29 protein-coding genes and 2 pseudogenes are annotated in these 24,586 nt (G+C 70.7%); 19 read left to right on the forward strand and 12 right to left on the reverse strand.

The features are described from left to right. Positions 1-4: 4 nt before the first annotated feature. From AB0I71_RS29430 to AB0I71_RS29450, 5 genes are all read left to right on the forward strand, one after another. Entirely contained in the window at positions 5-1,261 is a 1,257-nt protein-coding gene (locus tag AB0I71_RS29430) for a S8 family peptidase (RefSeq protein ID WP_204008996.1), read from the forward strand. Then, positions 1,254-2,420: a Dyp-type peroxidase gene (locus tag AB0I71_RS29435; protein WP_357590129.1), complete on the forward strand. Its 1,167-nt coding sequence runs from the start codon at positions 1,254-1,256 to the stop codon at positions 2,418-2,420. Before AB0I71_RS29430 ends, AB0I71_RS29435 begins: the two co-directional genes overlap by 8 nt. A 214-nt stretch (positions 2,421-2,634) precedes the next feature. Continuing rightward, positions 2,635-2,835, forward strand: coding sequence for a hypothetical protein (locus tag AB0I71_RS29440; protein WP_357590131.1), 201 nt, complete (start codon positions 2,635-2,637; stop codon positions 2,833-2,835). Between the two features lie 120 nt (positions 2,836-2,955). Continuing rightward, positions 2,956-3,186 (forward strand): hypothetical protein, encoded by a 231-nt coding sequence (locus tag AB0I71_RS29445; RefSeq protein WP_357590133.1) that lies wholly within the window; start codon positions 2,956-2,958, stop codon positions 3,184-3,186. Next, on the forward strand, positions 3,150-3,698 hold the full coding sequence (locus AB0I71_RS29450; RefSeq protein ID WP_357590135.1) for an integrase core domain-containing protein: 549 nt from the start codon (positions 3,150-3,152) through the stop codon (positions 3,696-3,698). The genes AB0I71_RS29445 and AB0I71_RS29450 overlap by 37 nt, the downstream gene beginning before the upstream one ends. A gap of 324 nt (positions 3,699-4,022) precedes the next feature. Here AB0I71_RS29450 and AB0I71_RS29455 read toward each other — a convergent pair whose 3' ends face one another. The 8 genes from AB0I71_RS29455 to AB0I71_RS29490 form a co-directional block, all read right to left on the reverse strand. Beyond that, positions 4,023-4,325: a class I SAM-dependent methyltransferase gene (locus tag AB0I71_RS29455; protein WP_357590137.1), complete on the reverse strand. Its 303-nt coding sequence runs from the start codon at positions 4,323-4,325 to the stop codon at positions 4,023-4,025. 13 nt (positions 4,326-4,338) lie between these two features. Further along, complete coding sequence (locus AB0I71_RS29460; protein WP_357590139.1) at positions 4,339-4,647, reverse strand: hypothetical protein; 309 nt, start codon at positions 4,645-4,647, stop codon at positions 4,339-4,341. 100 nt (positions 4,648-4,747) lie between these two features. Continuing rightward, complete coding sequence (locus AB0I71_RS29465; protein WP_357590141.1) at positions 4,748-5,998, reverse strand: MFS transporter; 1,251 nt, start codon at positions 5,996-5,998, stop codon at positions 4,748-4,750. Then, positions 5,998-7,407 (reverse strand): FAD-dependent oxidoreductase, encoded by a 1,410-nt coding sequence (locus AB0I71_RS29470; protein ID WP_357590143.1) that lies wholly within the window; start codon positions 7,405-7,407, stop codon positions 5,998-6,000. The genes AB0I71_RS29465 and AB0I71_RS29470 overlap by 1 nt, the downstream gene beginning before the upstream one ends. Positions 7,408-7,493: 86 nt before the next feature. Continuing rightward, complete coding sequence (locus AB0I71_RS29475; RefSeq protein ID WP_357590145.1) at positions 7,494-7,991, reverse strand: N-acetyltransferase family protein; 498 nt, start codon at positions 7,989-7,991, stop codon at positions 7,494-7,496. Further along, positions 7,991-8,317, reverse strand: a complete 327-nt coding sequence (locus tag AB0I71_RS29480; RefSeq protein WP_357590147.1) for a metalloregulator ArsR/SmtB family transcription factor — start codon at positions 8,315-8,317, stop codon at positions 7,991-7,993. The genes AB0I71_RS29475 and AB0I71_RS29480 overlap by 1 nt, the downstream gene beginning before the upstream one ends. A gap of 114 nt (positions 8,318-8,431) precedes the next feature. Continuing rightward, positions 8,432-8,668 carry a hypothetical protein gene (locus AB0I71_RS29485; RefSeq protein ID WP_357590149.1) on the reverse strand — a complete coding sequence of 79 codons (237 nt, stop codon included), beginning with the start codon at positions 8,666-8,668 and terminating at the stop codon, positions 8,432-8,434. Between the two features lie 18 nt (positions 8,669-8,686). Then, positions 8,687-8,836 carry a hypothetical protein gene (locus tag AB0I71_RS29490; RefSeq protein WP_158240288.1) on the reverse strand — a complete coding sequence of 50 codons (150 nt, stop codon included), beginning with the start codon at positions 8,834-8,836 and terminating at the stop codon, positions 8,687-8,689. An 85-nt stretch (positions 8,837-8,921) separates the two neighbouring features. Here AB0I71_RS29490 and AB0I71_RS29495 point away from each other — a divergent pair, with 85 nt between their 5' ends. After that, positions 8,922-9,296: a metalloregulator ArsR/SmtB family transcription factor gene (locus AB0I71_RS29495; RefSeq protein WP_357590152.1), complete on the forward strand. Its 375-nt coding sequence runs from the start codon at positions 8,922-8,924 to the stop codon at positions 9,294-9,296. 39 nt (positions 9,297-9,335) lie between these two features. Here the strand turns inward: AB0I71_RS29495 and AB0I71_RS29500 are convergent, their stop codons facing one another. Then, on the reverse strand, positions 9,336-10,463 hold the full coding sequence (locus AB0I71_RS29500) for an NAD(P)/FAD-dependent oxidoreductase (RefSeq protein ID WP_357590154.1): 1,128 nt from the start codon (positions 10,461-10,463) through the stop codon (positions 9,336-9,338). Positions 10,464-10,525: 62 nt separating this feature from the next. Between AB0I71_RS29500 and AB0I71_RS29505 the strand changes: the two genes are divergently transcribed. Together AB0I71_RS29505 and AB0I71_RS29510 are read left to right on the forward strand one after the other, a co-directional pair. After that, on the forward strand, positions 10,526-10,858 hold the full coding sequence (locus AB0I71_RS29505; protein WP_357590156.1) for a metalloregulator ArsR/SmtB family transcription factor: 333 nt from the start codon (positions 10,526-10,528) through the stop codon (positions 10,856-10,858). Positions 10,859-10,866: 8 nt separating this feature from the next. Next, positions 10,867-11,272 (forward strand): annotated as a pseudogene (locus AB0I71_RS29510) (FAD-dependent oxidoreductase); the annotation flags it as partial. A gap of 44 nt (positions 11,273-11,316) precedes the next feature. On the opposite strand, the gene AB0I71_RS29515 reads toward AB0I71_RS29510, so the two are convergent. After that, positions 11,317-12,366: an ArsO family NAD(P)H-dependent flavin-containing monooxygenase gene (locus AB0I71_RS29515; protein ID WP_357590158.1), complete on the reverse strand. Its 1,050-nt coding sequence runs from the start codon at positions 12,364-12,366 to the stop codon at positions 11,317-11,319. Between the two features lie 74 nt (positions 12,367-12,440). On the opposite strand from AB0I71_RS29515, the pseudogene AB0I71_RS29520 reads away from it, so the two are divergent. After that, positions 12,441-12,572 (forward strand): annotated as a pseudogene (locus tag AB0I71_RS29520) (transcriptional regulator); the annotation flags it as partial. A 49-nt stretch (positions 12,573-12,621) separates the two neighbouring features. Here the strand turns inward: AB0I71_RS29520 and AB0I71_RS29525 are convergent. Continuing rightward, positions 12,622-13,032, reverse strand: a complete 411-nt coding sequence (locus AB0I71_RS29525; protein WP_357590160.1) for a MerR family transcriptional regulator — start codon at positions 13,030-13,032, stop codon at positions 12,622-12,624. Positions 13,033-13,047: 15 nt separating this feature from the next. After that, positions 13,048-14,067, reverse strand: a complete 1,020-nt coding sequence (locus AB0I71_RS29530) for an NADP-dependent oxidoreductase (protein WP_357590162.1) — start codon at positions 14,065-14,067, stop codon at positions 13,048-13,050. A 344-nt stretch (positions 14,068-14,411) separates the two neighbouring features. Between AB0I71_RS29530 and AB0I71_RS29535 the strand changes: the two genes are divergently transcribed. The 10 genes from AB0I71_RS29535 to AB0I71_RS29580 all read left to right on the forward strand — a co-directional run. Then, on the forward strand, positions 14,412-15,611 hold the full coding sequence (locus AB0I71_RS29535; protein WP_357590164.1) for a sensor domain-containing protein: 1,200 nt from the start codon (positions 14,412-14,414) through the stop codon (positions 15,609-15,611). Then, the gene (locus AB0I71_RS29540) at positions 15,599-16,261 is read left to right on the forward strand and encodes a response regulator transcription factor (protein WP_357590166.1); all 663 of its coding nucleotides are present in this window, start codon (positions 15,599-15,601) and stop codon (positions 16,259-16,261) included. Before AB0I71_RS29535 ends, AB0I71_RS29540 begins: the two co-directional genes overlap by 13 nt. A gap of 130 nt (positions 16,262-16,391) precedes the next feature. Next, a complete protein-coding gene (locus AB0I71_RS29545; RefSeq protein ID WP_357590168.1) occupies positions 16,392-17,165 on the forward strand; it encodes an ABC transporter ATP-binding protein in 774 nt (257 codons plus the stop codon). A 3-nt stretch (positions 17,166-17,168) separates the two neighbouring features. Further along, a complete protein-coding gene (locus AB0I71_RS29550; protein WP_357590170.1) occupies positions 17,169-19,706 on the forward strand; it encodes an ABC transporter permease in 2,538 nt (845 codons plus the stop codon). Positions 19,707-19,801: 95 nt separating this feature from the next. Next, positions 19,802-21,040 (forward strand): serine hydrolase domain-containing protein, encoded by a 1,239-nt coding sequence (locus AB0I71_RS29555; protein WP_357590172.1) that lies wholly within the window; start codon positions 19,802-19,804, stop codon positions 21,038-21,040. A gap of 141 nt (positions 21,041-21,181) precedes the next feature. Then, on the forward strand, positions 21,182-22,366 hold the full coding sequence (locus tag AB0I71_RS29560; RefSeq protein ID WP_357590174.1) for a serine hydrolase domain-containing protein: 1,185 nt from the start codon (positions 21,182-21,184) through the stop codon (positions 22,364-22,366). Positions 22,367-22,572: 206 nt separating this feature from the next. Next, positions 22,573-22,959: a DUF2267 domain-containing protein gene (locus AB0I71_RS29565; RefSeq protein ID WP_357590176.1), complete on the forward strand. Its 387-nt coding sequence runs from the start codon at positions 22,573-22,575 to the stop codon at positions 22,957-22,959. Positions 22,960-23,156: 197 nt separating this feature from the next. Beyond that, complete coding sequence (locus AB0I71_RS29570) at positions 23,157-23,546, forward strand: DUF2267 domain-containing protein (RefSeq protein WP_357590178.1); 390 nt, start codon at positions 23,157-23,159, stop codon at positions 23,544-23,546. Positions 23,547-23,720: 174 nt separating this feature from the next. After that, complete coding sequence (locus AB0I71_RS29575) at positions 23,721-23,942, forward strand: hypothetical protein (RefSeq protein ID WP_357590180.1); 222 nt, start codon at positions 23,721-23,723, stop codon at positions 23,940-23,942. A 480-nt stretch (positions 23,943-24,422) separates the two neighbouring features. Beyond that, positions 24,423-24,586, forward strand: a 164-nt coding sequence (locus tag AB0I71_RS29580) for a TMEM175 family protein (protein WP_357590182.1), incomplete at its 3' end; no start/stop codon positions are given.

The following is a 24,586-nucleotide window of genomic DNA, read 5'->3' on the forward strand; positions in this document are numbered from 1 at the left end:
GGGTATGGCAAAGGATTCTTCGTGGCGCTGGTGCGGGCGGGTCGCGGCGGCCATGCTGGTCGTCGCGCCGCTGGCGGCAGGTGGATCCGGCGCGGCCGCGGCACCGCCCGACGGCCACATCGTCGTTCCGCACGGCGCCGAGGTGGTCGAAGGGCAGTACATCGTAGCGCTGCGACCGGAGGCTGGCCGGTCGCCCGCCTCGCTGGCCGGCGCGGTGGCGCGCCGGTATGGCGGCACCGTGGTGCGGACGTACGAGGCGGCGCTGGACGGATTCGTGGTGAGAACCACCGAGGAGAGGGCGCGCCGGCTGGCCGCCGACCCGTCGGTGGCGCTGGTCGAGGCCGACACGCTGGTCTACCCGGCGGAGACCCGGCCGTACCCGATCTGGAGCCTCGACCGAATCGACCAGCGCACATCGGTGCTGAACGACGAGTACATCTACCCAGACTCGGCCGGTGCCGGCGTGCACGCGTACGTCTTGGATACCGGGATCCGTACCGATCACCGTGAGTTCGGCGGTCGCGCCAGCGTGGGCTTCGACGCCATCCAGGATGGCTGGGACGGTGAGGACTGCAGCGTGAACGGGCACGGCACGCACGTGGCCGGCACCGTCGGCGGTGCGACGTACGGGCTGGCGAGCAACGTGTCGCTGGTGTCGGTTCGCGTGCTGAGCTGCGCCGGACCCGGCACGCAAAGCCAGGTCATCGCGGGCGTCGACTGGGTCACCGCCAACGCCCAGCACCCGGCGGTGGCGAACATGAGCCTCGGCGGTGGCTTCTCCACCCTGCAGAACCAGGCCGTCTCCGCCTCGGTCGCCAGCGGTGTCACGTACGTCATCGCCGCCGGCAACAAGGACGCGAACGCGTGCAACTACAGCCCCGCCTCCGAGCCGTCCGCAATCACGGTCGGTGCCAGCAACTCCTCCGACGAGCGGGCGCGCGGATGGGGCGGCACCGACCCGGGTTCCAACCACGGCACCTGCCTGGACCTGTTTGCCCCCGGCGAGAACATCCGCTCAGCCAGCCACGCCACCGCCAGCGCCTCCAGTTCCCAGCGCGGCACCTCAATGGCTGCGCCGCACGTCGCCGGCGCCGTGGCGCTACTGCTGGCGGAGGAGCCGACGCTGACCCCGACCCAGGTGGCACAGCGAGTCATTGCCGCATCGACCGTGAACACGCTGCGACTGGCGAGCACCGACACCTCACCGAACCGGCTGCTGTACGTCGGACCGGAACTGTTCGGCCGGACCGGCGATGCCTGACGGCGACGGTCGGGAGCCGCACCGGCCGCACATCCCGCACCGTGGCATGCGCCGTCGGGCAGTCCTAACCGGCCTGGTCGCCGCAGGCACCGCCGCCAGCGCGGCGGCTGGCTGCCGCCGGCCTGACTCGTCGAACAACGCCGACCGGGCCACGCCGCCCGGCACCGGACGACCAGCCATCGACCGCGCCGCCCCGGTCGTCCACCCGGCCGGTGTCGTCTCACCGCCGCTGCCCGCCTGCACCATGACCGCATACGACGTGACCGCCACGAATCGTGTCGGACTCGCAGCGGCTCTGCGTGCGCTGGGCCAGCCCGTGCGCGACGCCATCGTTTCCGTCGCGGTCGGCGGCTCACTCTTTGACGACCGGTTCGGGCTGAGCCCGCCACGACTACTGACGGCCATGCCGGAGTTCCCCAGCGACGTGCTCGATCTCGACTGGTGCCACGGTGACCTGCTCGTGCAGATCACCGCCACCGACCCGACTATCGCCAAACGGGCGTCGCGCCGGTCGCTACCAGGCCTGCGGCCTCGCTGGCGGCTGGATGGCTTTCACCCGCGTAACCGGGGGCCCGGGGTGCGCAACCTGTTCGGCTTCCGGGAGGGGGCCGGCAACCCGGAGGCGTCAGACGCTCAACTGATGGACGACCTGGTCTGGGTGAAGCCGGGCGACGGTGAGCCGGCCTGGTGCGTCGGCGGTACTTACAAGGTGGTGCGGCTGATCCGCCTGGCCATGTCGAGCTGGGACGTGGAGTCCACAACTGAGCAGGAAAAGGTCTTCGGTCGACGCAAGGACACGGGGGCACCGCTGGGGCAGGACACTGAGACCGCCGACCCGGACTATGCTGCCGACCCCGACGGCCGCACCATCGCACTGAACGCGCATATTCGCCGGGCGAACCCGCGCACCCCGGACGCGTTGGCGCACCAGATCCTGCGCCGTGGCTGGTCGTACCGGCGCCGTGACGACGCGGCGGGGGAACACCTAGGGCAGATCTTTGTCTGCTACCAGCGGGACGTGGAGAAGGGATTCGCCACCATCCAGCAGCGGCTGGCCGGCGAGGCGCTGGAGCGGTACCTGCTGCCGTACGGCGGCGGCTACTACTTCATCCCACCTGTCGGTGGCGAGTACCCCGGACAGGCCATGTTCACGATGTGACGCCGCACGAAAGGTCGAGTGAGCTCCTTGCATAACGCGCCGGGCCAAAGAGGTCCTAACGAAATGACGTTGGGCGCGTCCTCGGGAATTGAGGGTCGTTCTGTCTGAACGTAAGGAGGGGTGAGCAGCCTGTACCGTTCGAAAACTCGGCCACGGGCGTTGACGTGCGACTTTGTCCGCCATGGGATCGATGAGTGGCGTCATGCTGCCGGTCATGATCCTGTCGATCGGCTACCTGATTCTTCGTCAGGCACTGCAGTTGATCATCCTGTTGGCCCGCGGCGGTGACACTAACGCGGTCGTGCTGCGGCACCAGGTCGCGGTCCTGCGTCGGCAGGTGCGCCGGCTGGATCTGGAACCGGCCGACCGGTCAGTGCTCGCCAGCTTGTCGAGGCTATTGCCGCGGACCCGGTAGGAGGCGTTTTTCATCACCCCGGCCACGTTGTTGCGCTGGCACCGCAATCTGATCACAAGGCGGTGGACCTACCCGAGACGCCGACGCGGTCGACCACCGGTCACAACCGAGGTCCGCCAGATGGTGCTACGGCTGGCCCAGGACAACCCCACCTGGAGATGCCGGCGTATTCAGGGCGAGTTAACTGGCCTGGGCTACCGGCTCGCCGCCAGCACGATCTGGGCGGTCCTGACCAAGGCCGGTGCCGGGCCGGCTCCACGACGGGCGGGACCGGCCTGGACCGAGTTCCTCACCACCCAGGCCAAAGGCATCCTGTGCTGCAACTTCTGCACGTCGACACCATCAGACTGACCCGCATCTACGTCCTGTTCCTGATAGAGGTCGCTACCCGGCGAGTCCACCTGCTGGGCGCCACCACGAACCCGACCGGCGACTGGGTGGCACAGCAAATGCGCAACCTCATGATCGACCTGGGCGATCACGCGAACCAGTTCCGGTTCCTGATCCGGGACCGGGACGCCAAGTACACCACCGCGTTCGACACCGTGTTCCAAGCCGAGGGTGTCGAGGTGCTCCGAACGCCACCACAGGCGCCCAGGGCTAACGCGTTCGCGGAACGCTGGGTACGCACCGTACGGCGAGAGTGCCTGGACCGGATCTTGATCTACAACACCCGATACCTGCTCGCCGTGCTCGGCGAGTACCTCGCGCACTACAACGGGCATCGGCCACATCAGGGCCGCGGGCAACGCCCACCTGACCGGGACACCGTCCCAGTGCCGGCGACCCACCTGGATGCCCTCCGAGTACAGCGCAGGAAGGTCGTCCACGGGTTGATCAACGAGTATGAGCAGGCCGCGTAGCCGAAACCGACTTCTCGAACGGAACACGGTGCGACCGGCTGCTGGAAGGTGGCGCTGCGGCGCGACCTCTGGCGATCGTGGTTGCTCGGTGGCTGCTCGGGCGTCGGGAGACTGACGCTGACGAACCGCTACCCGCGCGGACCAGACCGGAGATGCGGCACCCTCCTTGTCATCGAAGAGCGCGAATACCAGCGTCACCACCGCGTAGACCTGTATGAACGCAACCGGATCGGGGCGGACTGTCGGGCTTGCGGTCGTACGAGTTGGGTCGAGTGTTGGTCGTAGAGGACATGCGCCCATGGCTTTGCACTACGGATCAGAAGGTTAGGGGTTCGAGTCCCTTCGGGCGCGCAAGATCATAAAGGGTCTGGCTTGCGGAAACGTGAGCCGGGCCTTTCTTGCTGTCTGTCCTGTTCGGATGATGGGTGTCCGGCTGGTGTCTGTTGGTGCGGGCGCCGCCAGTTGGCTCTGTGTCGGTGCGGCGGGGTCGGGGATAGAGCACAGCGACAGTGCGCAGACCACCGTGTCGAACGAGCCGTCGGGGAAGGGCAGGTGCTCGGCGTCGCCCTCCCGAAGGTCCACATCGCGGCCGAGGTCGGCGGCGCGTTGCCGGGCGATGGCGAGCATCGCGAGGCTCAGCTCAACGCCGTTGACGGTGGTGTCGGCTGTCCAGCCCGTGCCGCAGCCACCGCTCCGACGGTCCAGCCCTGCCGGTGCGGTCCGCCTCGGTGATGGCCAGCCACTCGTTACGGGCCCGGCGGGCGGCGGCCCGGGAGGGGTAGCCGCCGCGGCGAACGCGGTCGCGGCGGCCGAGCAGGTTGGTGGCAGAGGCGTGGAAGTGCCAGCTGCCGTGCCCGCGCTCGCCAAGGTTAGGGCAGGAGTTCTCAAGTCGCCGCCGGGTGGCGTCCCGGCATCCGCACCGTTTGAAGATCACACCTGACGTAGTCATGCCGATCGCACTCCTGCGGTTGTGGAGGCAGGATGCGCTGGGGTCGTCGGCTGCCGCTACGGCTCCGTGCAGGTCGTGCGGGTGCCGCGTGTTCAGCTGGTCAGCGGCTCCCGGGGTACTGCTTCGGGGACGTTGGGCGGGTCAGCATGCCGGTGGCGGCGAGGACACAGCAGGTGGCCACGGCGCCGAGCAGGAGGGTGTATCCGCCGTCGATGTGCAGAACGGCGGCGGCACCGAGAGGCGCGGTGGCCTTGGCGACGGTGACGGGGGCGGCGAGTCGTCCGGCGATGGTGGCGTACGCGGCGGTGCCGTAGCGGTCGGTGAGCAGAGCTGGGGTGGCGAGGCTGGCGATGCCGAAGCCGAGCCCGAATCCGGTGACGGTGACGATGGCTCCGACGCGGGTTCCGGCGGCGAGGGGCATGGCGAGGACGGCGACCGCCTGGATGGCGAACACCGCGGCGACGATGGTGGTGACCGGAAGCCGGCGTCGGGCGGCGGTGAGGACGAGTCGTCCGGTGACGGACAGGACACCGAGGAGGCCGGCGGCGGTGGCGGCGAAGGTGGCGGGGTGGCCGCGGTTGCTGAGGTAGCCGACCAGGTGGACGCCGATGGTGCTGGTCGCGGCGCCGTGGGCGATGAGCGTGGCGGCGAGGATCCAGAATCGGGGGTCGCCCATCGCGGCGCGGGCGGCTGCCCGTCGCGAGGTGTGGTCCGTTCGTGGCGCGGGGGTGGGCGCGGTGACGTGCGGTGGTTTGCGGATGGTGAGGGCGTGCAGGGGCACGGTCACGACGCCGTGGATGACGGCGAGGGTGAAAAGCGCGCCGCGCCAGCCGAGGTGTGCGGCCAGAAGGCCGGTGAGGGGCATGAAGATGGTGCTGGCGAACCCGGCGACGACGGTGACCGCGAGCAGGGCGGTGGGGCGTCGGTCGGGGGTGAACCAGGTGACGATGACGGCGAAGGCCGGTTCGTAGAGGACCATGGCGCCGGTGATCCCGATGCCGATCATGACGGCGTACAGCTGCCCGACGGTCTGGACCTGGGACCAGGCGACCAGGAGGGCGGTGGCGGTGATGGAGCCTGCGGTCATGAGGGCGCGTCCGCCGTGCCGGTCGAGCCATCTGCCGACGGGGATGGCCATCAGCGCGCCGGCGAGGACGCTGGCGGTGAGCGCGCCGGTGACGGCGGTGGTGGAGGCGTCCAGGCTGGTCGCCATGGGGCCGAGTAGGACGGCATAGGCGTAGTAGAGGGTGCCGTAGCCGACGGTCGAGGTGATGGCGAGGGCGGCGACGATGCGCCACCCGTGGCGCCCGCCGACTGTCAGGTCGGCGGGCGCCATCGTGGCGGTGGTCATCAGCTGGCGCAGCAGCCGCCGGTCTGGCCGCTAGCCGGGGTGTCGAGGCTGATGGGGTTGAGCGGCGCGGCGAGCAGCCCACCGGAGATGCCGGTGGCGAGCCCCTTACCGGCCGGCTGCGGGGTGGGGCCGCAGCAGCTGTCGGTGCCGGTGGACTCGGCGGGGTTGCTGTTGCAGACGCCGGTCTCGGGCAGGTCGAGCTGGACGGCGCGGGCGGCCTGCCAGTCGCCGGCGAGAGCGGCGACGACGGAGCGGACCTGCTCGTAGCCGGTGGCCATGAGGAACGTCGGGGCGCGGCCGTAGCTCTTCATGCCGACGGCGTAGTAGCCGGTCTCCGGGTGGGCGAGTTCGTCGACGCCGTGCGGAGGGACGGTGCCGCAGGAGTGCTCGTTGGGGTCGATCAGCGGGGCGAGGGCGCGGGTGGCGCCCATGACCGGGTCGAGGTCCAGGCGCAGCTCGGCGGCGATGGAGTGGTCGGGACGGAAGCCGGTGGCGGCGACGATCCGGTCCACGACGATCTGCTCGTCGCCGCCGTCGGCGTGGCGGACGGCGACAGCGACCCGGCCGCCGGTCGGCGTGAGGGCGTGGACGGAGAAGCCGGTGAGCAGCCGGATCCGGCCGGCGTCGACGTGCTCGCGCAGGCGTGAGCCGAGCGCCCCGCGGGCGGGCAGGGCGTCGGCGTCGCCGCCGCCGTAGGTGCGGGCCGGGGCGGCCGAGCGGATGGCCCAGGTCACCCCCGTGCCCGGTTCCTGCGCGGCGAGGTCGGCCAGGGAAAGCAGGGTGTTGGCGGCGGAATGCCCGGCACCGACGACGAGGGTGTGCCGGCCGGCGAACCGGTCCCGGTCCGCGCCGAGCACGTCCGGCAGCGCGTGCTCCAGGTACGCGGCGGCGTCCCGCTCACCGCGGGCGGGCAGGCCGGACGCGCCGAGGACGTTGGGGGTGCCCCAGGTGCCGGAGGCGTCGATCACGGCACGGGCCAGGATCTCCTCGCCGGTGGTGAGGCGGACCAGGAAGGGGGCCTGCTCGCGGCTGGCGGTGCGGAGCCGGTCGAACCCGAGTCTGCTGATCGCCTCCACCCGGGCCTCGTAGCGCAGGTGCGGCTTGACTTGAGGCAGCTGGGCGAGGGGCTGCAGGTAGTCGGCGACCAGTTCCGCGCCCGTGGGCAGGGCCTCGAGGTCGGGGGCGAGCCAGCCGGCGTCGTCGAGCAGACGGCGGGCGGCCGGGTCGATGTTGTACCGCCACGGGGAGAACACGCGGACGTGACCCCACTGCCGCACGGCGGCACCGGCGGTGTCGCCGGCTTCGAGGACGGTGAATGGCAGCTCGCGCTCGTGCAGGTGCGCGGCGGCGGCGAGGCCGACCGGGCCCGCGCCGATGACAGCGACGGGCAGTTGGTCCAGGGCGCTCATCAAAAACTCCTTACGTTGAGATTCATCGAATCAGCAGGGCGTAGCGGGTCGCGGGCAGCGGCAGCGGCAGCGGCAGCGGCAGGTGGTCAGGTAATGGCAGGGCTGCGACGCTCGAGCAGGACGACGTCCCGCCATCGGTCGTGGTGGCGGCCGACGCGTTCGCGGGTGCCGATGATCCGGAACCCGGCGTGCTGGTGCAGGGTGAGGCTGGCCGTGTTCTCGGGGAAGACGCCGGACTGGATGGTCCAGATGCCGGCGGCCTCGGTCGACGCGATCAGCGCATCGAGGAGTAGCCGGCCGGCTCCACGCCCCTGGGCGGCGGGGTCGATGTAGACGGAGTGCTCGACGACGCCGGCGTAGACCGCGCGGGCCGACGCCGGTGACACGGCGACCCAGCCAAGCACGGCCTCGTCTGCGTCGACGGCCACGAAGCGGTGGTCGGCCAGCTTGCCGGCGTCGAATGCCGCCCAGGGCGGGGCGACGGTCTCGAAGCTGGCGTCGCCGGTGTCGAGACCGGCCTGGTAGATGGCCAGGACCCGGCCGGCGTCATCCACCGTCATCGGGCGAACGGTGATGTCGGCCATCAGCAGGCTCCGTTCGGGGTCGGGGCCGGGCGGCCCATGACCACGTCGGCGGCGGACGGGAAGCAGTCGACGCAGGCATCGTTGATGCGGTAGTGGCGTGCAGTGCCGGCCGGCTCGACGAGCACGAATCGCACCTCGGCCAGGATCTTCAGGTGTTGGGAGACGGTGGACTGGGCCAGCCCCACGGCGGCGACGATCTCGCCGACGCTCATCGGCCGGTTGTGCCGGGCGAGGTACTCGACGATCTGCACCCGCGTCGGGTCGGCCAGTGCCCGGAACCACGAGGCGTACGTCTGCGCGGTCGCCCGGTCGAGCAGTTCGTCCACCACCCACTCCTTCTATCGTTTATCGCCGATCGGCGATGAAAGTCTAGCGGATGTCGTCGCGGCGAGGCGGTCGGTGGCAGAGCTGGCCGAGCAAATCTGCCGGCATGGCAGAGGTCATCGGCAGCACTTCCGTCCCGCGTTGATGGCCTCGGCCTTGGCCTCTGCGTCGCAGCAGGAGTCGGCGGCCCGAGCGGCCTCCGTCGTGCCGCAGCAGGGGCCGGCGGTCGCCGTCTCAACGACGGGCGGGAGGGCCGACTCGACCGCTCGGGTGGAGCTTGCGCAGCAGGAGCCGGATCCGGTGGCCGCGAGGGCGGCGGCCGAGTCGCCGGTGGTCTGGGTGTTTTCGCTCATCGGGGATGTCCCTCCCGGTTATCGCAGGCTGATCAGGGCGTAGATGGTGGTGCGGGCGCGTTCGTAGCGGCGCTGCGCGCGCTGGGCGGCGGTGGACACCTCGGCGCAGGAGTCGCAGAACAGAACTCCCGCCGGGGCTGCCGATGACCGCCGAGCCTTGCCGAACATGGCGACTCCTTCCCGAAGACGCCTGTCTTGACGTCCGTCTAAGCAGAGACTTGCACGCTGATTAGATAAATGTCAACCTAGAGGCATGTCGAAGCAAGTCGCGCCACTCACCGTGATCGACCTGAACGCCGATGCACCCTGCTGCCCGCCGCTGGCGCAGCGCCGGGTGCCGGCGGAGACGGCCGCGGTCCTCGCGCCGGCGTTCAAGGCCCTCGGAGATCCGGTGCGGCTGCAGCTGATGTCGATGATCGCTTCCGCCGAGGGCGGGGAGGCGTGCGTGTGTGACCTGACGCCGGCGTTCGACCTGACCGGGCCGACGATCTCGCACCACCTGAAGACGCTGCGCGAGGCGGGTCTGGTGGACGCCGAGCGGCGGGGGACGTGGGTCTACTACCGGGCGCGTCCGGGGATCCTGCGCCAGTTGGCGGCCCTGCTCACCGTCGAGCCAGCCGAGTCGTAACACCACCCGACGCCGTGCGCCACGTGCGCCGTGCAGTGGTCAGCGTGGTGCGCCAGCCGTGCCACTGCGCGCGGACGTCGGGACCATCGCCGAGCGTGGCAGCCTGCGCCGCCCGGACAGGTGCGCGGCGAGAGCACGGATCACGTGGGTGGCGTCGCGGCTGACGCCGCGCAGCGTGTTCGAGGCGAAGGATCGCTGGAACTCCAGCCCCACGTAGGCCAGCCCCCGATGGGTGGTGGAGAGTCCGCCCACCTGTCGGGGCGTGCCTTGCGCGACGGTGCCGAGGGGTTCCAGGTAGCCCAGGTCCGGGCGGTAGCCGGTGGCGAAGATGACCGCGTCCACCGCATCTGTCGTGCCGTCGCTCCAGACGACGCCGTCGGGGGTGAAGGTAGTGAACATGTCCCGGCGGGCGAGTTGCCTGGAGGTGATGGCCTTGCGGTAGACGCCGGTGTCGAGCACGGCGGCGTGCCGGATCAGGCGGGTGAGGATTCGCCGGGGGAGGCGGTCCGCGCCGGTGACGCGCAGCCAGTGGTGCAGGTCCCGCCCGCCGATGCGCTGCGGCAGGAACCGGACGGGTTCGCGGGTGGCGAGGGTGACGTGCGCGTGCGCCGCGAGTTCGTAGGCGACCTGTACCGCGGAGTTGCCGGCCCCGACGACGATGACCCGCTTGCCCTCGTATGGCTCCGGCCGGCGGTAGTCGGCGACATGCAGCAGGCCTCCGGTGAAGTCGCTGCGGCCGGGCAGGTCGGGCAGGTACGGGTTGCCGAAGGACCCGCTGGCGGCGACGACACCGGCTGCGGCTATCTCGTCACCAGCATCGGTGCGGATGAGATACCCGCCGCCAGCGTGCGGGTGTACCTCGGTGACGCGCACGCCGGTGCGGATCTCGGCGTCCAGAGTTGCCGCGTAGCGGCGCAGGTAGGCGAGGACCTCGTCGCGGTGGGGGTAGTGGTCGGGGTCCCCGTCGAAGGCCAGTCCGGGCAGGGCGCTGTAGCGGGCGGGTGAGAACAGGGTCAGGCTGTCGTAGTAGCCCGGCCAGGAACCGACCGGCTCGGTGTCCGCGTGCAGGACAACCGGACGCAGGCCGGCGGCGAGGGTGGCACGGGCGGCGGCGAGGCCGGCCTGTCCGCCGCCGATGATGATCACCGGATCAACTTGAGCAGTCACGTCACGATCATAACGTCATTTCGTTGAATGACAATATGATGCTGGAGGGGGAAGGTGTGCCCATGAACCAGACCGCCGACGACCAGCCGACCGGGCTGCAGGACGCCGTCCCGGGCCTTACGCCGCAGACGCAGGAGTTTCTCAAGGCTCTCGGCAGCCCCACCCGGCAGCGGATCATGATGCTGTTCGCCCGCGGCGCCGAGATGTCCGTGGGCGAGGTGGCCGAGCGGGTCGGCATCAGCCAGGCCACCGCGTCGCAGCAGTTGACCCTGCTGCGACGTGGCGGAGTGGTCACCTCGCGACGCGACGGCAAGACGGTGTACTACCGGGCCGACCGCGACGGCGCCCTCGCCGCGTTGGCGGACCTGCAGTCGTACCTGGCCACCTGCTGCTGACGCCCCACGAAAGCTTCCCCGGCTTCCCCGACGGCATCACCGGTCCCGACCTGATGGACAACCTCCGCAAGCAGGCCGACAGCTTCGGCGCCCAGTTCCTCACCGGCGACGTCACCCGAGCCGACCTCACCACCCCCACCAAGACCGACTGGGTCGGCGAGAAGGCTCACCAGGCGCGGGCGGTCATGCTCGCCACCGGACACGACCCGCGCAGCGAACTGTTCCGCGACCAGGTCACCCTCGACGACGACGGCTACGTCACCGTCGAGGCCCCCCGGCACCCGCACCAACCTTCCCGGAGTGTTCGCCGCCGGCGACCTCGTCGACCACGCCTACCGCCAAGCCATCACCGCCGCCGGCACCGGCTGCGCCGCCGCCCTCGACGCCGAGCGGTACCTCGCCGTCCTCCCCTGACCGGCACCGTCCGCGGTCGGGTCAACCCGCCCCGGGTATCGGGCCTACGGCTGCCCGTCCAGCCGGGAGGCGATGTCAGCGACCGTCGCTTTCGCTGTCCGGCCGGCACCCACCAGCGTGGCTGACGCCGGCCCCGTCCAATCGCCGTAGCCGAGCAGGTAGAGGCGAGGCTCGTCGACCGACCGGGTGCCCTCGGTGGCCACCTCCCCCTGACAGCAGCCAGGCAGCAGAGGCGAGAGGTGGGCGAGACTGGCCCTGAAACCCGTACACCAGATCACAGCGTCGCAGCCCTGCTCGGTGCCGTCGGCCCACCGCACGCCGCGTTCGGTCAGCCGCACGAACATCGCACGACGGTCCAGAACTCCACGATCCCGCGCGTCGCGGACGCTGGGCACCATCACGATGTCGCCAAGGTCGCTCACACCACCGCCGGCACCACCGGCGGCCTTTCGGGTCGCCACCCCGAACAACACCCGACCATCGACGTCGTCCGGCATGAACCGCGCCGGGCGCGCCGTGACCCAGGTGGTCTCGGCGGCCCGGGACACCTCCGCCAGGATCTGCGCCGCCGAGTTGCCCCCACCGACGACCACGACCCGCTGCCCCCGGAACTCCTCCGGCGACGTGTAGTGCACCGTGTGCAGCTGTCGGCCGGCGAACTCTTCACGGCCCGGGAGATCGGGCACGTACGGGCACTCCCACGTACCGGTGGCGGAGATGACGTACCGGGCCAGCCATGCCCCGGCGTCGGTCTCCACCAAGAGGTGCTCCCCGGCTCGCCGCACGTCCCGGATCCGGACCGGCCGACGGACCCGCAGCTCGTAGCGCTGCTCGTAGGCCCGCAGGTAATCCACGACGTGCCCGGCGGTCGGGAACTCCTCACCGGCCTGTCGCGGCATCCCCCACCCCGGCAGCGGGCTGTACTCCGCTGGAGAGAACAACCGCAACGACTCCCAACCGTGCCGCCACGCGCCACCCGGCTGTGACTGGGCGTCGAGGATGACGTAATCCAGACCCGTGCGGCGCAGGTAGTAGCCCGCCGCCAGTCCCGCCTGCCCACCCCCGACGACCACCACGTCACACGATCCGGGCACGCTCGGCACCTCCCTCGATCCGCAGATCATCATGCCGATACGGCAGAGACGGTGGACTCCCACATGAACTCACGGTGATCCTGTCCTCCCTCGCCGGCGAGCCGATCAACCGTGTCGATGCCGAACGGCTCGCGGGAGTGCTCAAGGCGTTCGCCGACCCGACCCGGCTGCGGCTGCGGCTGCTCAGCCTGATCCAGTCGGCACCGCGAATCCCCTGGTAGGCGGGCTGGCTCAGATCAGCGCAGGGAGGGCGGGTCAATGGGTGTCTGCCGTCGCGGGCGGCGCTTTCTCGGCCAACTGAGCGTGGCAGACGGACAGCAGTTGCCGCAGCCGGGTCAGCCGTGTGATGTGCTCATCGATGACCTCCAACCGGCGGCGGAACATCTCACTCGCCTCTGGCAGCCTGATGCGGTCGGGCACGGTGTGTTCGGGCAGAGTGTCGCCGTCGAGCAGATGAAGGTGGGCGCTGAGCGTGGCGATGTCGTCAACGGTCAGGCCGAGCGACAGCAACTCACGGATGATCTTCACTCGGGCCACGTCGGCATTGCTGTAGGTCCGTTGCCCGGTGCGGGTGCGTATCGGTGGCGGCAGCAGTCCTCGCTGTTCGTAGAAGCGAAGCGCCCGCGGTGTGGTTCCCGCTGCCGCTGCGGCATCACCGATACGCATCGTGCCTCCCGACTGTCAGAGCTCTACGAGGACGGCGCCGACATGCCGTCCCTCGACGACCTCCTGGAACGCTCGGGCGGCCCGGTCGATTCCATGGATGCGGGAATGCGGAAACCGGATGCCGCCGGTGTGTAGCCAGGCGCCGAACCGCTGCGTCCATTCGGCGAGCGCGTCGGGGTGGTCGGCGGCGTTGAACCCGCGCAAGCTGATTCGCTTGAGCACGATGGGCACGAGGTCCAGTTCCAGCATCGCGGTCGTGCCGGCGCCCTTGGCGGCGAGTTGCGCCGACAGCGCGCCGATCAGAACGATGCGGGCGTGGGGCCGGGCGGCTTGCACCGCCGCCTGAAGTTGTTCGCCGCCGACGGTGTCGAGCGCCACGTCGATGCCCCCCGGAGCGGCGTTGCCGAGCTGCGTGGCGATCGGTTCCGCTCCGCGTACGATGACCGCGTCGTAGCCGAGTTCGGTGGTCAGGACGCGGGCCTTTGCCGGTGAGCCGGTGGTACCGATGACTCTGGCCGCGCCGAGACGACGGGCGATCTGGCCGGCGAGGGAACCGACGGCGCCGGCGGCGCCGGTGATGAGCACCGTGTCGCCGGTACGAACGGCGGCGGTGCGGGTCAGCGCCGCGTACGCGGTCCAGCCCTGCGACAGGTGGGCCAGCGGATCCGGTAGCGAGTCGCCGAGCCGACGGCACCGGTCGACCGAGACGACCGCGTACTCGCGCCAGCCAAGGTCGTGCCCGACCAACTCGCCCGGACGCAGGCCGCTGGAGTGGGGGGCGGCGATGACCTCGCCGATCGCGGCGCCGGGCAACGGATCGCCGGGTCGCGGACCGGGCAGTCCCGCCGCGGCCGCGCCGATGAGGGTCCGGAGCAGGGCCGCGGAGACCAGGAAGGCACGATTGCGGACCAGGACTTCGTCGGGCGCGCGGGGTGGCACCGGGACCTCAACGATGCTGAAGTCTTCCGGGCGCGGCAGGCCGTCCGGAGTCGTGAGCAACTGAACCTGACGATGGACGGAAGGCAGTGGAGGCACGTAACGCTCCTTGCTCGGTCGGTGGAGCGCGACCGTAAACCCTGACCCATGCGTCAGCTGCAACACTCAAGGTGGATGTTGGGCATTCCTAGGGCGCGGGCCTCTGGCTGGGTTCGTGCCGTTCGACGAGTTTGCCGGACGAGATTTCCGGCACCCACAGGACTGGTACAGCAGGCTGTACTTTCTGGGCCGTGGCACGTCGGAGCCGACCTTGCGTCGCTATCGTCTCTGCCGGGAGGTACGGGATGCCGCGCAGGGACGTCGCTGGCGTATCGGCCGCTGCGGGACAACTGGGCCCGCAGCTTTGGCGGGCGGCGCGGCGATACCTGCGACGCCGACTACGAATGTCTGTCGACGCCATCGAACACCTCGTCGGCGGCCTCGGCACGTCGATCCTGGCGCTGGCGGCCGTACTGCTCCTGGTCCTGGTGGCGCTCGCCAGCGTGGTCGGCATCGGCCTGGCGATGGTCCCGTCGGCGGCGAAGGCGGTCCGGCTCGCCGCCAACCGGGAGCGGGCCCGACTGTCGCGATGGGACCGCGACCTGCCCCTGCCGCCGGCGGTCCCCACCAGCCTGCGCGACGTCCTGCGCGACCCATGGTTTCGGCGCGAGTGCGTGTTTGTGGGCATCCACGGCACCGTCGGGTTCGGGCTGGGTGTGCTCGGGCTGTCCCTGCCCATCTCCGCCGTGCAGAGCCTGTTGTTCCCGCTCTACTACTGGATGCTGCCGCCGGAGGCGGGCGGCCCGGGGATCGTCGTGTGGCGGATCGATGGACTGCCCGACGCGCTGGTGGTGGGGCTGATCGGGGTCGGCTGGCTCGCCGCGACCGTGGCGCTCAACCCGCCGATGGCCGGGCTGCAGGCGCTGCCGGGGCGGCGGTTGCTGGCCCCACCGCGCGACGTCGACATGTCGCTGCGGATCGCCGAGCTGACCGCGACCCGGGCGGCCGCGCTGGACGCGCACGCCGTCGAGCTGCGGCGCATCGAGCGGTCCCTGCACGACGGAGCGCAGAACCGGCTGGTCGCGGTCACCGTACTGCTGGGTGCGGCGCGGCGGGCGATGCTCCGGGATCCGGCGCGGGCGGTGGAGATTCTGGACCGCGCGCACGACTCGGCCGAACTGGCGCTGGCGGAGCTTCGCAGCGTCGTACGCGGGATTCTGCCCCCGGTGCTCGACGACCGTGGGCTCGCCGCCGCGCTCGACGGTCTGGCCGCCGGCTGCGGGTTGCCGTGCACGGTGCGGGTCGACGTCCCCGGCCGATGCGCCGCGTCGGTCGAGGCGACGGCGTACTTCGTGGTCGCGGAGGCGCTGACCAACGTCGCCCGGCACAGCGGTGCCGCCTCGGCGTCGGTCACGGTGCGACGCCACGCCGACCGGCTGCACGTGTCGGTCGTCGACGACGGCCGGGGCGGTGCCGACGAGGGCCGCGGCTCGGGCATCGGCGGCATCCGGCGGCGGGTGGAAGCCCACGACGGCCGCTTCACTCTGACCAGCCCACCTGGTGGGCCGACGACACTACTCGTGGAGCTGCCGTGCGGATCGTGATCGCCGAGGACGACGCTCTGCTGCGGGAGGGTCTGTCGCTGCTGCTGCGGGCCGAGGGGCTCGACGTGGTCGCCACCACCGACTCACCGACGACCTTCCTGGCCGCCGTGGACGAGTTCCGGCCGGACGTCGCGATCGTCGACGTCCGGATGCCGCCCACCCACACCGACGAGGGCATCGTGGCCGCCGTCGAGGCCCGGCGTCGTCGACCCGACCTCGCGGTGCTGGTCCTGTCGGCGTACGTCGAGCAGGCGTTCGCCACCGACCTGCTCGCCGGCGGCGCGGTCCGGCTCGGCTACCTGCTCAAGGAGCGGGTCGGCCGGGTCGAGGAGTTCCTCGCCGCGCTGCACCGGGTCGCCGACGGCGGTACGGCGATCGACCCGGAGGTGGTCGGGCAGCTGTTCGCCCGCAGCCGTCCCGACAGCACCCTGAGTCGGCTCAGCGCCCGGGAACGTGACGTGCTCGCCCTGATGGCCGAGGGGCTTGGCAACGGGGCGATCGCGCAGCGGCTGTTCGTCACCGACGGCGCCGTGCACAAGCACATCCGCAGCATCTTCGCCAAGCTCGGTCTCGCCCCGGACGACCGCGCCGACCGGCGGGTGACGGCGGTGCTGCGCTACCTCGAGGACGCCCAGCGCCGCAGTCGGTGAGGCCAGCCCCGCGCGATTGGTACAGCCTGCTGTACCCCGGTTGGCCAGTACGCTAGATCGTCCGACAACCCGTCTGACCATAGCGTTCTCCATGTCATCGTCCACTGACGACATGGAGAGGTTGGTCCAGATGTCCGTCCGCGTTGGACCCCCCGCCGACCCGGCGGTCCGCGTGATACAGCTCGCCCGTACCTATGGTTCCGGACCGCAGGCGGTCACCGCGCTCGCCGGCGTCGACGCGGAGTTCCACCGGGGCACGTTCACTGCGGTGATGGGGCCGTCCGGTTCCGGCAAGAGCACCCTGTTGCAGACCGCGGCCGGCCTGGACCGGCCCTCCTCCGGGCAGGTGTGGATCGGTGACCAGGAGCTGTCGCGGCTGTCGGAGACGAAGCTGACCAAGCTGCGGCGCAGCCGGATCGGCTTCGTCTTCCAGGCGTTCAACCTGATCGGCGCGCTGAACGTCGAGGAGAACATCCATCTGCCGCTGCGGCTGTCCGGGGCACGCCCCGACGCGACCTGGCTGCGCCAGGTGGTGGACCGGGTCGGGCTCGGCGACCGGCTGCACCATCGCCCGGCCGAGTTGTCCGGCGGGCAGCAGCAGCGGGTGGCGATCGCCCGGGCACTGGCGATGCGCCCCGAGGTGATCTTCTGTGACGAGCCGACCGGCGCGCTGGACACGCAGACCGCCGCTGACGTGCTGGCCCTGCTGCGGTCGGTGGTGGACGAGTCGCAGCAGACGGTGATCATGGTGACCCACGATCCGGTGGCGGCCTCGTACGCCGACCGGGTGATGGTCCTGGCCGACGGCCGGATCGTGCGGGACATGCCCCAGCCGGGTGCGGAGCAGATCGCCGAGCAGTTGGCGTGGCTCGGCCGCCGCCAGCTCGTCACCCAGGAGAGCTGAGCCATGCTGATGCTCGCCCTCCGGATGCTGCGCCACCGCATCGGCAGCGCGGTCGCCACCCTCGTCGCGCTCACCTGCGGCGTCATGATCCTCATGTCGATGGGCGTGCTTGTCGAGTCCGGGATGCGGTTCACACCCGCACCGCAGCGGTACGCCGCCGCCGACATCCTGGTCGCGGATCGCGACATGACCATCGAGACCACCGAGTTCGGTGAGACGGCCACGGTCACCGTGGACCTGCCCACCGGTGGAAGCGTGCCGGTCGACCTGGCCGACCGCATCGGGCAACTGCCCGGCGTGGCGGTCGCCGCCGCCGACCGCTCGATTCAGGCGGTCGTACCGATCCAGGACACGGCACAGGAAGCGGTCGCGCACGGTTGGAGCAGCGCCGCGCTCACCCCGTACCGGATCGTCGACGGCAACCGGCCGGCCACCACCGACGAGGTCGCCATCGACACCCGGCTCGCCACGGCGGCCGGTGCCCAGCTGCGGCCCGGCGACCAGATCCCGGTCCTCGCCGCCGGATCGGAGCGCCAGTACCGGGTCAGCGGCATCGTGGACCGTACCGCCGCCGGTGACACCCCGGCCGCGATGTTCTTCACCGACGACCACGCCGCAGCGCTCAGTGGCAGCCCGGACCGGGCCGGACTGATCGGGATCGTCCTGGCCCCGGGCGCGGACTCCGCCGCCGTGACGGACGAGGTCGGCCGGCTGGCCGCCGAATCCGGCGTGACCGTCCACACCGGCGACGAACGCGGAAAGCTCGAGCAGTCCGAGGCACTCGCGGCGGCCACCATGCTGATCCAGCTCGGTGCCGTCTTCGGCGGCTACGTCGCCGGGCTCGTGATGTTCGTCGTCGCCGGAACGATCGGCCTGGCGGTCCGCCACCGCCGCCGCGACCTGGCCCTGTTGCGTGCCGTCGCGGCGACCCCGGGACAGGTACGGCTGATGATCGTCGCCGAGGTCGCGCAGTTGAGCATCGTCTCGGCCGTGCTCGGCGTCCCTGCCGGGCTGTGGGTGACCGACTGGGTGCACGGACAGCTCATGACCAGAGGCTTCATCCCCGACGGCTTCCCGCTCGCCGGCGGGGTGCTCTCCGCAGTGGCGGTCAGCGCGGCGACGGTGCTGGTGGCGGTGACGGCGGGGCTGATCGCGGCCCGCCGTACGGTGAAGATCCGCCCGACCGAGGCGCTCGGCGAGGTCGCCGTGGAGCCGGCCCGCAGCAGCCGCGTCCGGCTCGTCGCCGGTCTGATCGCGCTCGGCGGCGGGGTCACGCTGACCATGTTCGGTACGGCACTCCGTGGCGAAGCGGCCCTCGGCGCGGCGCTGGGCATGCTGTTCGTCTTCGTGCTCTCCGCCGCGCTGCTCGCGCCGTGGATCAACCGGTACGCCGCGCAGGCACTCGGCCCGGTGCTGCGTGCCGTGTGGGGCGACAGTGGATACCTGGCGGCGGCCAACCTGCGGGCGAACGCTCGGGGCATGGCGACCGTACTGACCGCGCTGGTGCTGTCGGTCGGCTTCGGTGGTTCGATCTGGTTCCTGCAGGACAACCTGGAGCGGGAAAGCATCGCCCAGACCCGCGACGGAATGCTGGCCCAGCACGCGCTGGTGTCGGCGGTCGGGCTGCCGGCTACCGCCGTGGCGGACGCCCGCCAGGTGCCCGGCGTCGTCGCCGCCACCGGAATCCGGCGTACCTCGGTGATCGTCCCGGTGATGGGGGGCGTCGAACCCGTCGCCGCTCAGGTGATCGACCCCGACGGGGCCGACCGGGCCCTGGACCTGTCGGTCACCGAGGGCAGCCTCGCTGACCTGCGTGGCGACGCCGTGGCAATGTCGAGCCTGCAGGCGTCCACACAGGGGGCGGATCTCGGCGACCAGGTCGAGTTCTGGCTCGGTGACGGCACCCCGGTGTCGTTGCGGCTGGTCGCCGTCTACGAACGCGGGCTCGCCTTCGGGGACGTGACTCTCCACCGGGGGACGGCCGACGGCCACACCCCGACCAACCTCGACGACCAGGTCCTGATCAGCACCGAACCGGGCGACGCCGAGGCCGTCGCCGGGCTCGCCGGCCTGGTCGAGCGGTACCCGGGCAGCGGCCTGATCGACACCGGGATCATCGGCGCCCAGCTCGCCACCGACCTGGCGCTCAGCGCCTGGCTGAACAAGCTGCTCATCGGCGTCATGGTCGGCTACGCCGCCCTCGCCGCCGCCAACACCATGATCATGGCGGCGCTGGCCCGGGGCCGCGAGCTGGCCCTGCTGCGCCTGGTCGGCGTCACGACCCGTCAGGTCAAGCGGATGGTGCACGCCGAACAGGCCGGCCTGCTCGGCACGTCGCTGCTCATCGGTGGCGCCATCGCCGCCGTCACGTTGGTCTCGGTGGTCCGGACGATGACCGGGCATCTGATCCCGTACGTCCCGCCGCTCGGCTGGATCTCGATCATCGGCGGTACCACCCTGCTCGCGCTGGTCACCACCGTCGCCCCCATCAGCGCGCTCCTTCGTACGCCGCCGGTGCACAGCATCGGCGTCAAGGAGTGACCGCCAGGCAGTCCACCGCAGGCTCCGACGAATCGTCGTCGGCTCCGTGGACCGGCGCACAGGTTGCCCGGTCCGAACACTCACCAGGAGGTTCCGTGTCACCGCAACGCACCGACGAGTCCGGCTGGGGCGACAGCACCGCCACCGCTACTGGCAACGCCACCGTGACGCCGCGCAAGCGGTTCAGGGCCGGTCGCCGCAGTGCCGCCGCGCTGGCGCTCGTGGCGCTGGTCGGGTTCGCCGGCATCGGCATCCAGTACGCCGACGCCGCGCAGGCCCACCGCCCGAAGAAGGACACCATCCAGACCAGCCTGGACGCGCTGGTCAAGGCCGGGGTCGCCCCCGGGGCGCTGGTCTCGGTACGGGACAGCAAGGGCCGCGTCACCAACTACACCGCCGGCGTCAACGACCCGCGTACCAAGGCGAAGGTGCCCACCGACGGGTACGTGCGGATGGCGAGCAACACCAAGATGTACACCTCTGTCGCCGTCCTGCAGCTCGTCGAGGAGGGCAAGGTGCGGCTGGACGAGCCGATCGAGACGTACCTGCCGGGGCTGGTCCGTGGCAAGGGATTCGACGGACACACCATCACGGTCCGGCACCTGCTGAGCATGACCAGCGGCCTGCCCGAGTATGACCTGCCGGACGTCTCCGTGTGGGGCGAGAGGTACTACGAGCCGCGCGACATGCTCGACTCGGCGTTCGCCCACGAGGCGCACGCCCCGGCCCCCGGCGGGCAGGTGCAGTACCGCAACGCCAACTACATCGTGGCCGGTCTGCTGGTGCAGAAGGTCACCGGGCGGCCGATCAGCGAGGTGATAACCAACAAGATCCTGAAGCCGGCCGGGCTGCACGAGACGTACTGGCCGAGCGTCGGTGACAAGACCATCCGCCAGCCGTACGCGAAGGGCTACCTGCCGGACCCGGAGACGATGAAGTGGGTCGACACCACCCAGGTGGACCCCTCCATCGCCTGGGCGGCCGGACAGATGATCTCCACCCCGAGTGACCTCAACAAGTTCCTGGTGGCGCTGCAGAACGGGAAGCTGATCTCGCCGGCGACCCTGGCCGAGATGCGCGACAGCAAGGTCTTCCTACCCGGTGGCGAGGCCTTCCCGGACCTGGTGTGGCACTACGGTCTCGGCGTCACCGGGTACGACCTCTCCTGCGGCGGTCGCGCCTGGGGGCACGGCGGTGACATCGACGGATACTCCAGCCGTTCCGCCATCACCTCCGATGGACGCGCGGTGACCATCGTGGTGACCGCCGCGGTCAACGACGGCGTCTTCCAGGTCCTGGACGCGTTCGACGCCGCCCTGTGCGCCGGCAGGTAGCCGTCGCCGGTCAACGGACCCGATCCCTTCGCCCGAACCGCCACTGACGGGGCGACCCGCCGCCCGTGCCGGAACGCCTGGCGCCCCCGGCCCGGGCGGCGGCCCGGCCGCCATCCGTACCCAGTCAAGGAGCAGCCTGCCATGCCCACTCACCTCACTCGACACCGCCGGCCCACCCGGTCGCGTCGCCGGGTCGCCGCCATGGCGACGACCGCGGTGATCGCGGCGGGCGGTCTCACGGCCGCCGGCCCGGCCGGCACCGCCTGGGCCGAGACCCGTCCCGACGCCATCGGGCATCGCATCGAGAAGCTCGTCGGTACCGATCGGCACCCGGGGGCGCTGGCCGCCGTCCGGGACCGTCGCGGCCGGACCCAGCACTACACGGCTGGGGTAGGCGACCTGCGCACCGGCGCGAAGGTGCCGACGAACGGCCGGGTACGCATCGGCAGCGCCAGCAAGATGTTCGCCTCCGTCGTCGTGCTCCAGCTCGCCGGCGAAGGCACAGTGGATCTCGACGGGTCGGTCGAGACGTACCTGCCGGGTCTGGTGCGCAGCCCCGGTGTGGACGCGGATTCGATCACGGTCCGCCAACTGCTGCAGCACACCAGCGGCCTGCCCGACTACACCGAGGCGATGTTCCAGGGCGTGCGAGACATCCCGCCGTACCAGCACATCTACTTCGAGCCCCGGGACCTGCTCGACATGGCCAACGCCAGGGAAGGCAGGCCGGCCGGCGACTGGGCCTACAGCAACACCAACTACCTGCTGGCCGGTCTGATCGCCCAACGGGTCACCGGCCGGCCGTTCAACGAGCTGGTCACCACCCGGGTCATCGAGCGGATAGGTCTGCGCGACACCTACGCGCCCGGGGTCGGTGAGGAAGGTATCCGCGGCAGGCACCCCAAGGGTTACCAGCTCGATGAAGCCACCGGCGAACTGCTCGACTTCACCCGGATGGACCCGAGCTGGGGATGGGCTGCCGGCCAGCTGGTCTCCACTCCGGCCGATCTCAACACGTTCCTGCTGGCCCTTCTGGCCGGCAAACTGCTCAAACCTGCGCAGCTGGCCGAGATGCGGACCACCGTCGCGCTGCATCCGCGATCGGGCGTGGGGTACGGGCTCGGTCTCTTCCGCACCCCGTTGAGTTGCGGCGGGGTGGCGTGGGGCCACGGCGGTGACATCCCCGGTTACTCGACCGTCAACGGCGCCACCGACGACGGTCGCGCGGCGACCCTGGTGGTCACCTCGCTCAACGGGTCGGTCACGGACGGCTCTGTCGGCGCCGACCGGTCCGCCCTCGTCGACGCCGCGCTCTGCGCGAAGTGACCGGGATGGCAGAGGTACGGCTCTCAGCATCGCCCGCCTTCGGGGACACCGCGTAGTCAGACGCGCGGGCAATCACGGGACGTATGGGAATCAGGAGCAAGAGGTGTGCCGTGAGCGTCGGCGGCGCGCGGCAGGGGCGGCCATCGCTTGTTTGTGCCCGGTAGCCGGGGGTAGCCAGGCCTGTCCGGGACGGGAAGGGCGGGGGCATGGCTGAGCTGAAGTTCTTCGAGAAAGTAGCAGCACGGGCGGACGTTGCTCCGGACACGGCGCAATCCCTGACCGTGGCCACCCTGCGTACCCTCACGGAGCGGATCAGTGGCGGCGAGGCGGCGGACCTGGCCGACCGCGTGGCGTACGAGCTACGCCAGTTCATGGTCAAGGGTACGGATGAGCCGGAGGTTTTCGCTTACGACGAGTTCCTGCGACGGGTGTCGGAACGCGCGGGGGTTGAGCGCGGCGTCGCAGAGCGTGGCGTGCGGGCCGTTCTGCAGACCATGCACCGCGTGGTCGGGCACAACGAGTTTGAGGATGCGATGGCGCAGCTGCCGGAGGACATCCGAGCCCTTGCCCGGCCGGTTCCTCGCGGACCATAACCGGCGCCCGCCCCCGGTGGCGGCCGTCGCGCGAGACGATCCTCGTGTAAATGGTCCGCGAAGCCTCGCCGCATTATGGATTTCCTTTCCTCCCTCACGGGAGGGGATTCCCGCACGGGTGCCTGGGAAGGCAGAGTTGAGCACGACGCCGGTCGTGGACGTCGCGACACACCTCAACCGGTCGGGAAGGAGAAGCGGTGAACTACGCCGAGTTCCTCGAATCGGTGCGGGAGCAGGCGGGACTCCCACCGACGGAGGCGGCAAACGTCATCCGAGCCACGCTCACGACGCTGGCGGAACGGATCAGTGGCGGTGAGGCCCGCGACCTGGCCACGCAACTTCCCGAGGAGTATCGAGGGTATCTGCACAAGGAAGTGGACTTCGCCGAACGGCTCGATCTTGTGGAGTTCCTGAATGAGGTACGGACGCGGGCTGGATTGGATGACCAGCGGGCGGCTGAAGGTGCTCGCGCGGTATTGACGACCCTGCGCAAGACGATGAGCGCTGACGAATTCAAAGACCTGGAGTCCGAGCTGTCAAAGGACATTCGGCAGCTGTTTCATGCAACGGGCCGAGTCTGGGCGTGACGCGAGCCAAATCCCTGGCGTCCGCAGCTAGGCGAGGCCCGAGGAGCGCGGCATTGGCCGGCGCACCGTCCGTGTCCGTTTCGAGTAACTCGGCAAACTGAACGCTTCGGCATCCTTCGCCGGAGCCGTCCCGCCCGAAAGCATGGGCGCCCGGGTGCCGGGTACCCACCGGGCATGGGTAGCCACAAGCGCAACAAGCATGACAGCGGCGGCGAGTCGGCGCGGGGGCGCCGGCACCCGGGCAGCGGAGCGCGGGGCCGGCAGGGGGCCACCGTGGAGCACTCGCCGGACCAGCGGCACGAGCGCACGGCAACCGGATCGGCCGGAACCGAGCGCGACCATGGCCGGTCGAAGGCGGCCCACGAGGGGCGGGTCAACCGCCAGGGTACGGCGTGACCTGCGGTTCCCTGTTCCGCCCGATCGTCGGCCAGCTCCGCGCCTGCGCGGCTGCCGGGAGTAGATGCCGCACCGCCGGCAGACGCTCGCCCTGCTCCGGGCTCGAACCTTGGCCTTCCGATCGGCGCGGGTGAGTCGGTCGCCGTGCTCGCGTAGGTGTTTGTCCCAGGACGGGACGAGGTAGACCTCGCCCTCTCGCGGAACAGCCCCAGCGCGCAGTCCCGGTGCGCCTCAGGCTGCACCCTGGACATTGCCCAGAGGGCCGCGTTCCGCCGGCCGCCGGGCGAGACGCGGGCTTTGCGGTTTGTGGGTTTGTGAGGGAGGCAGCGGTTTGTGCTCGCTGCGGGGTCGGGTGGACATGGTCGTCGTCGTGATGCGTACCAGGGCGTCTGTCGGTCGCTCGATCCTGGCAAATGTTCGTGCCATAGGTCCGGTTGCGAGAAGCCGGTTATCGGGGGCGTCGGTGGGTAGCCACCGACCGTGAGCAGGCCAACCGACGACCTCGGCACCCGGTCGGACACCAGCCGTGTCACAGCGTTCAGCGACGCCGTTTTGGCCATCATCATCACGCTGCTGGTGGTGGATCTTCGGGTGCCGGAGGTACCGCCCGGTCGCCTGCTGTTCGGGCTGCTGGAGCAGTGGCC

It is taken from the genome of Micromonospora sp. NPDC049891, assembly GCF_040660295.1.
Classification (GTDB): Bacteria; Actinomycetota; Actinomycetes; order Mycobacteriales; family Micromonosporaceae; genus Micromonospora.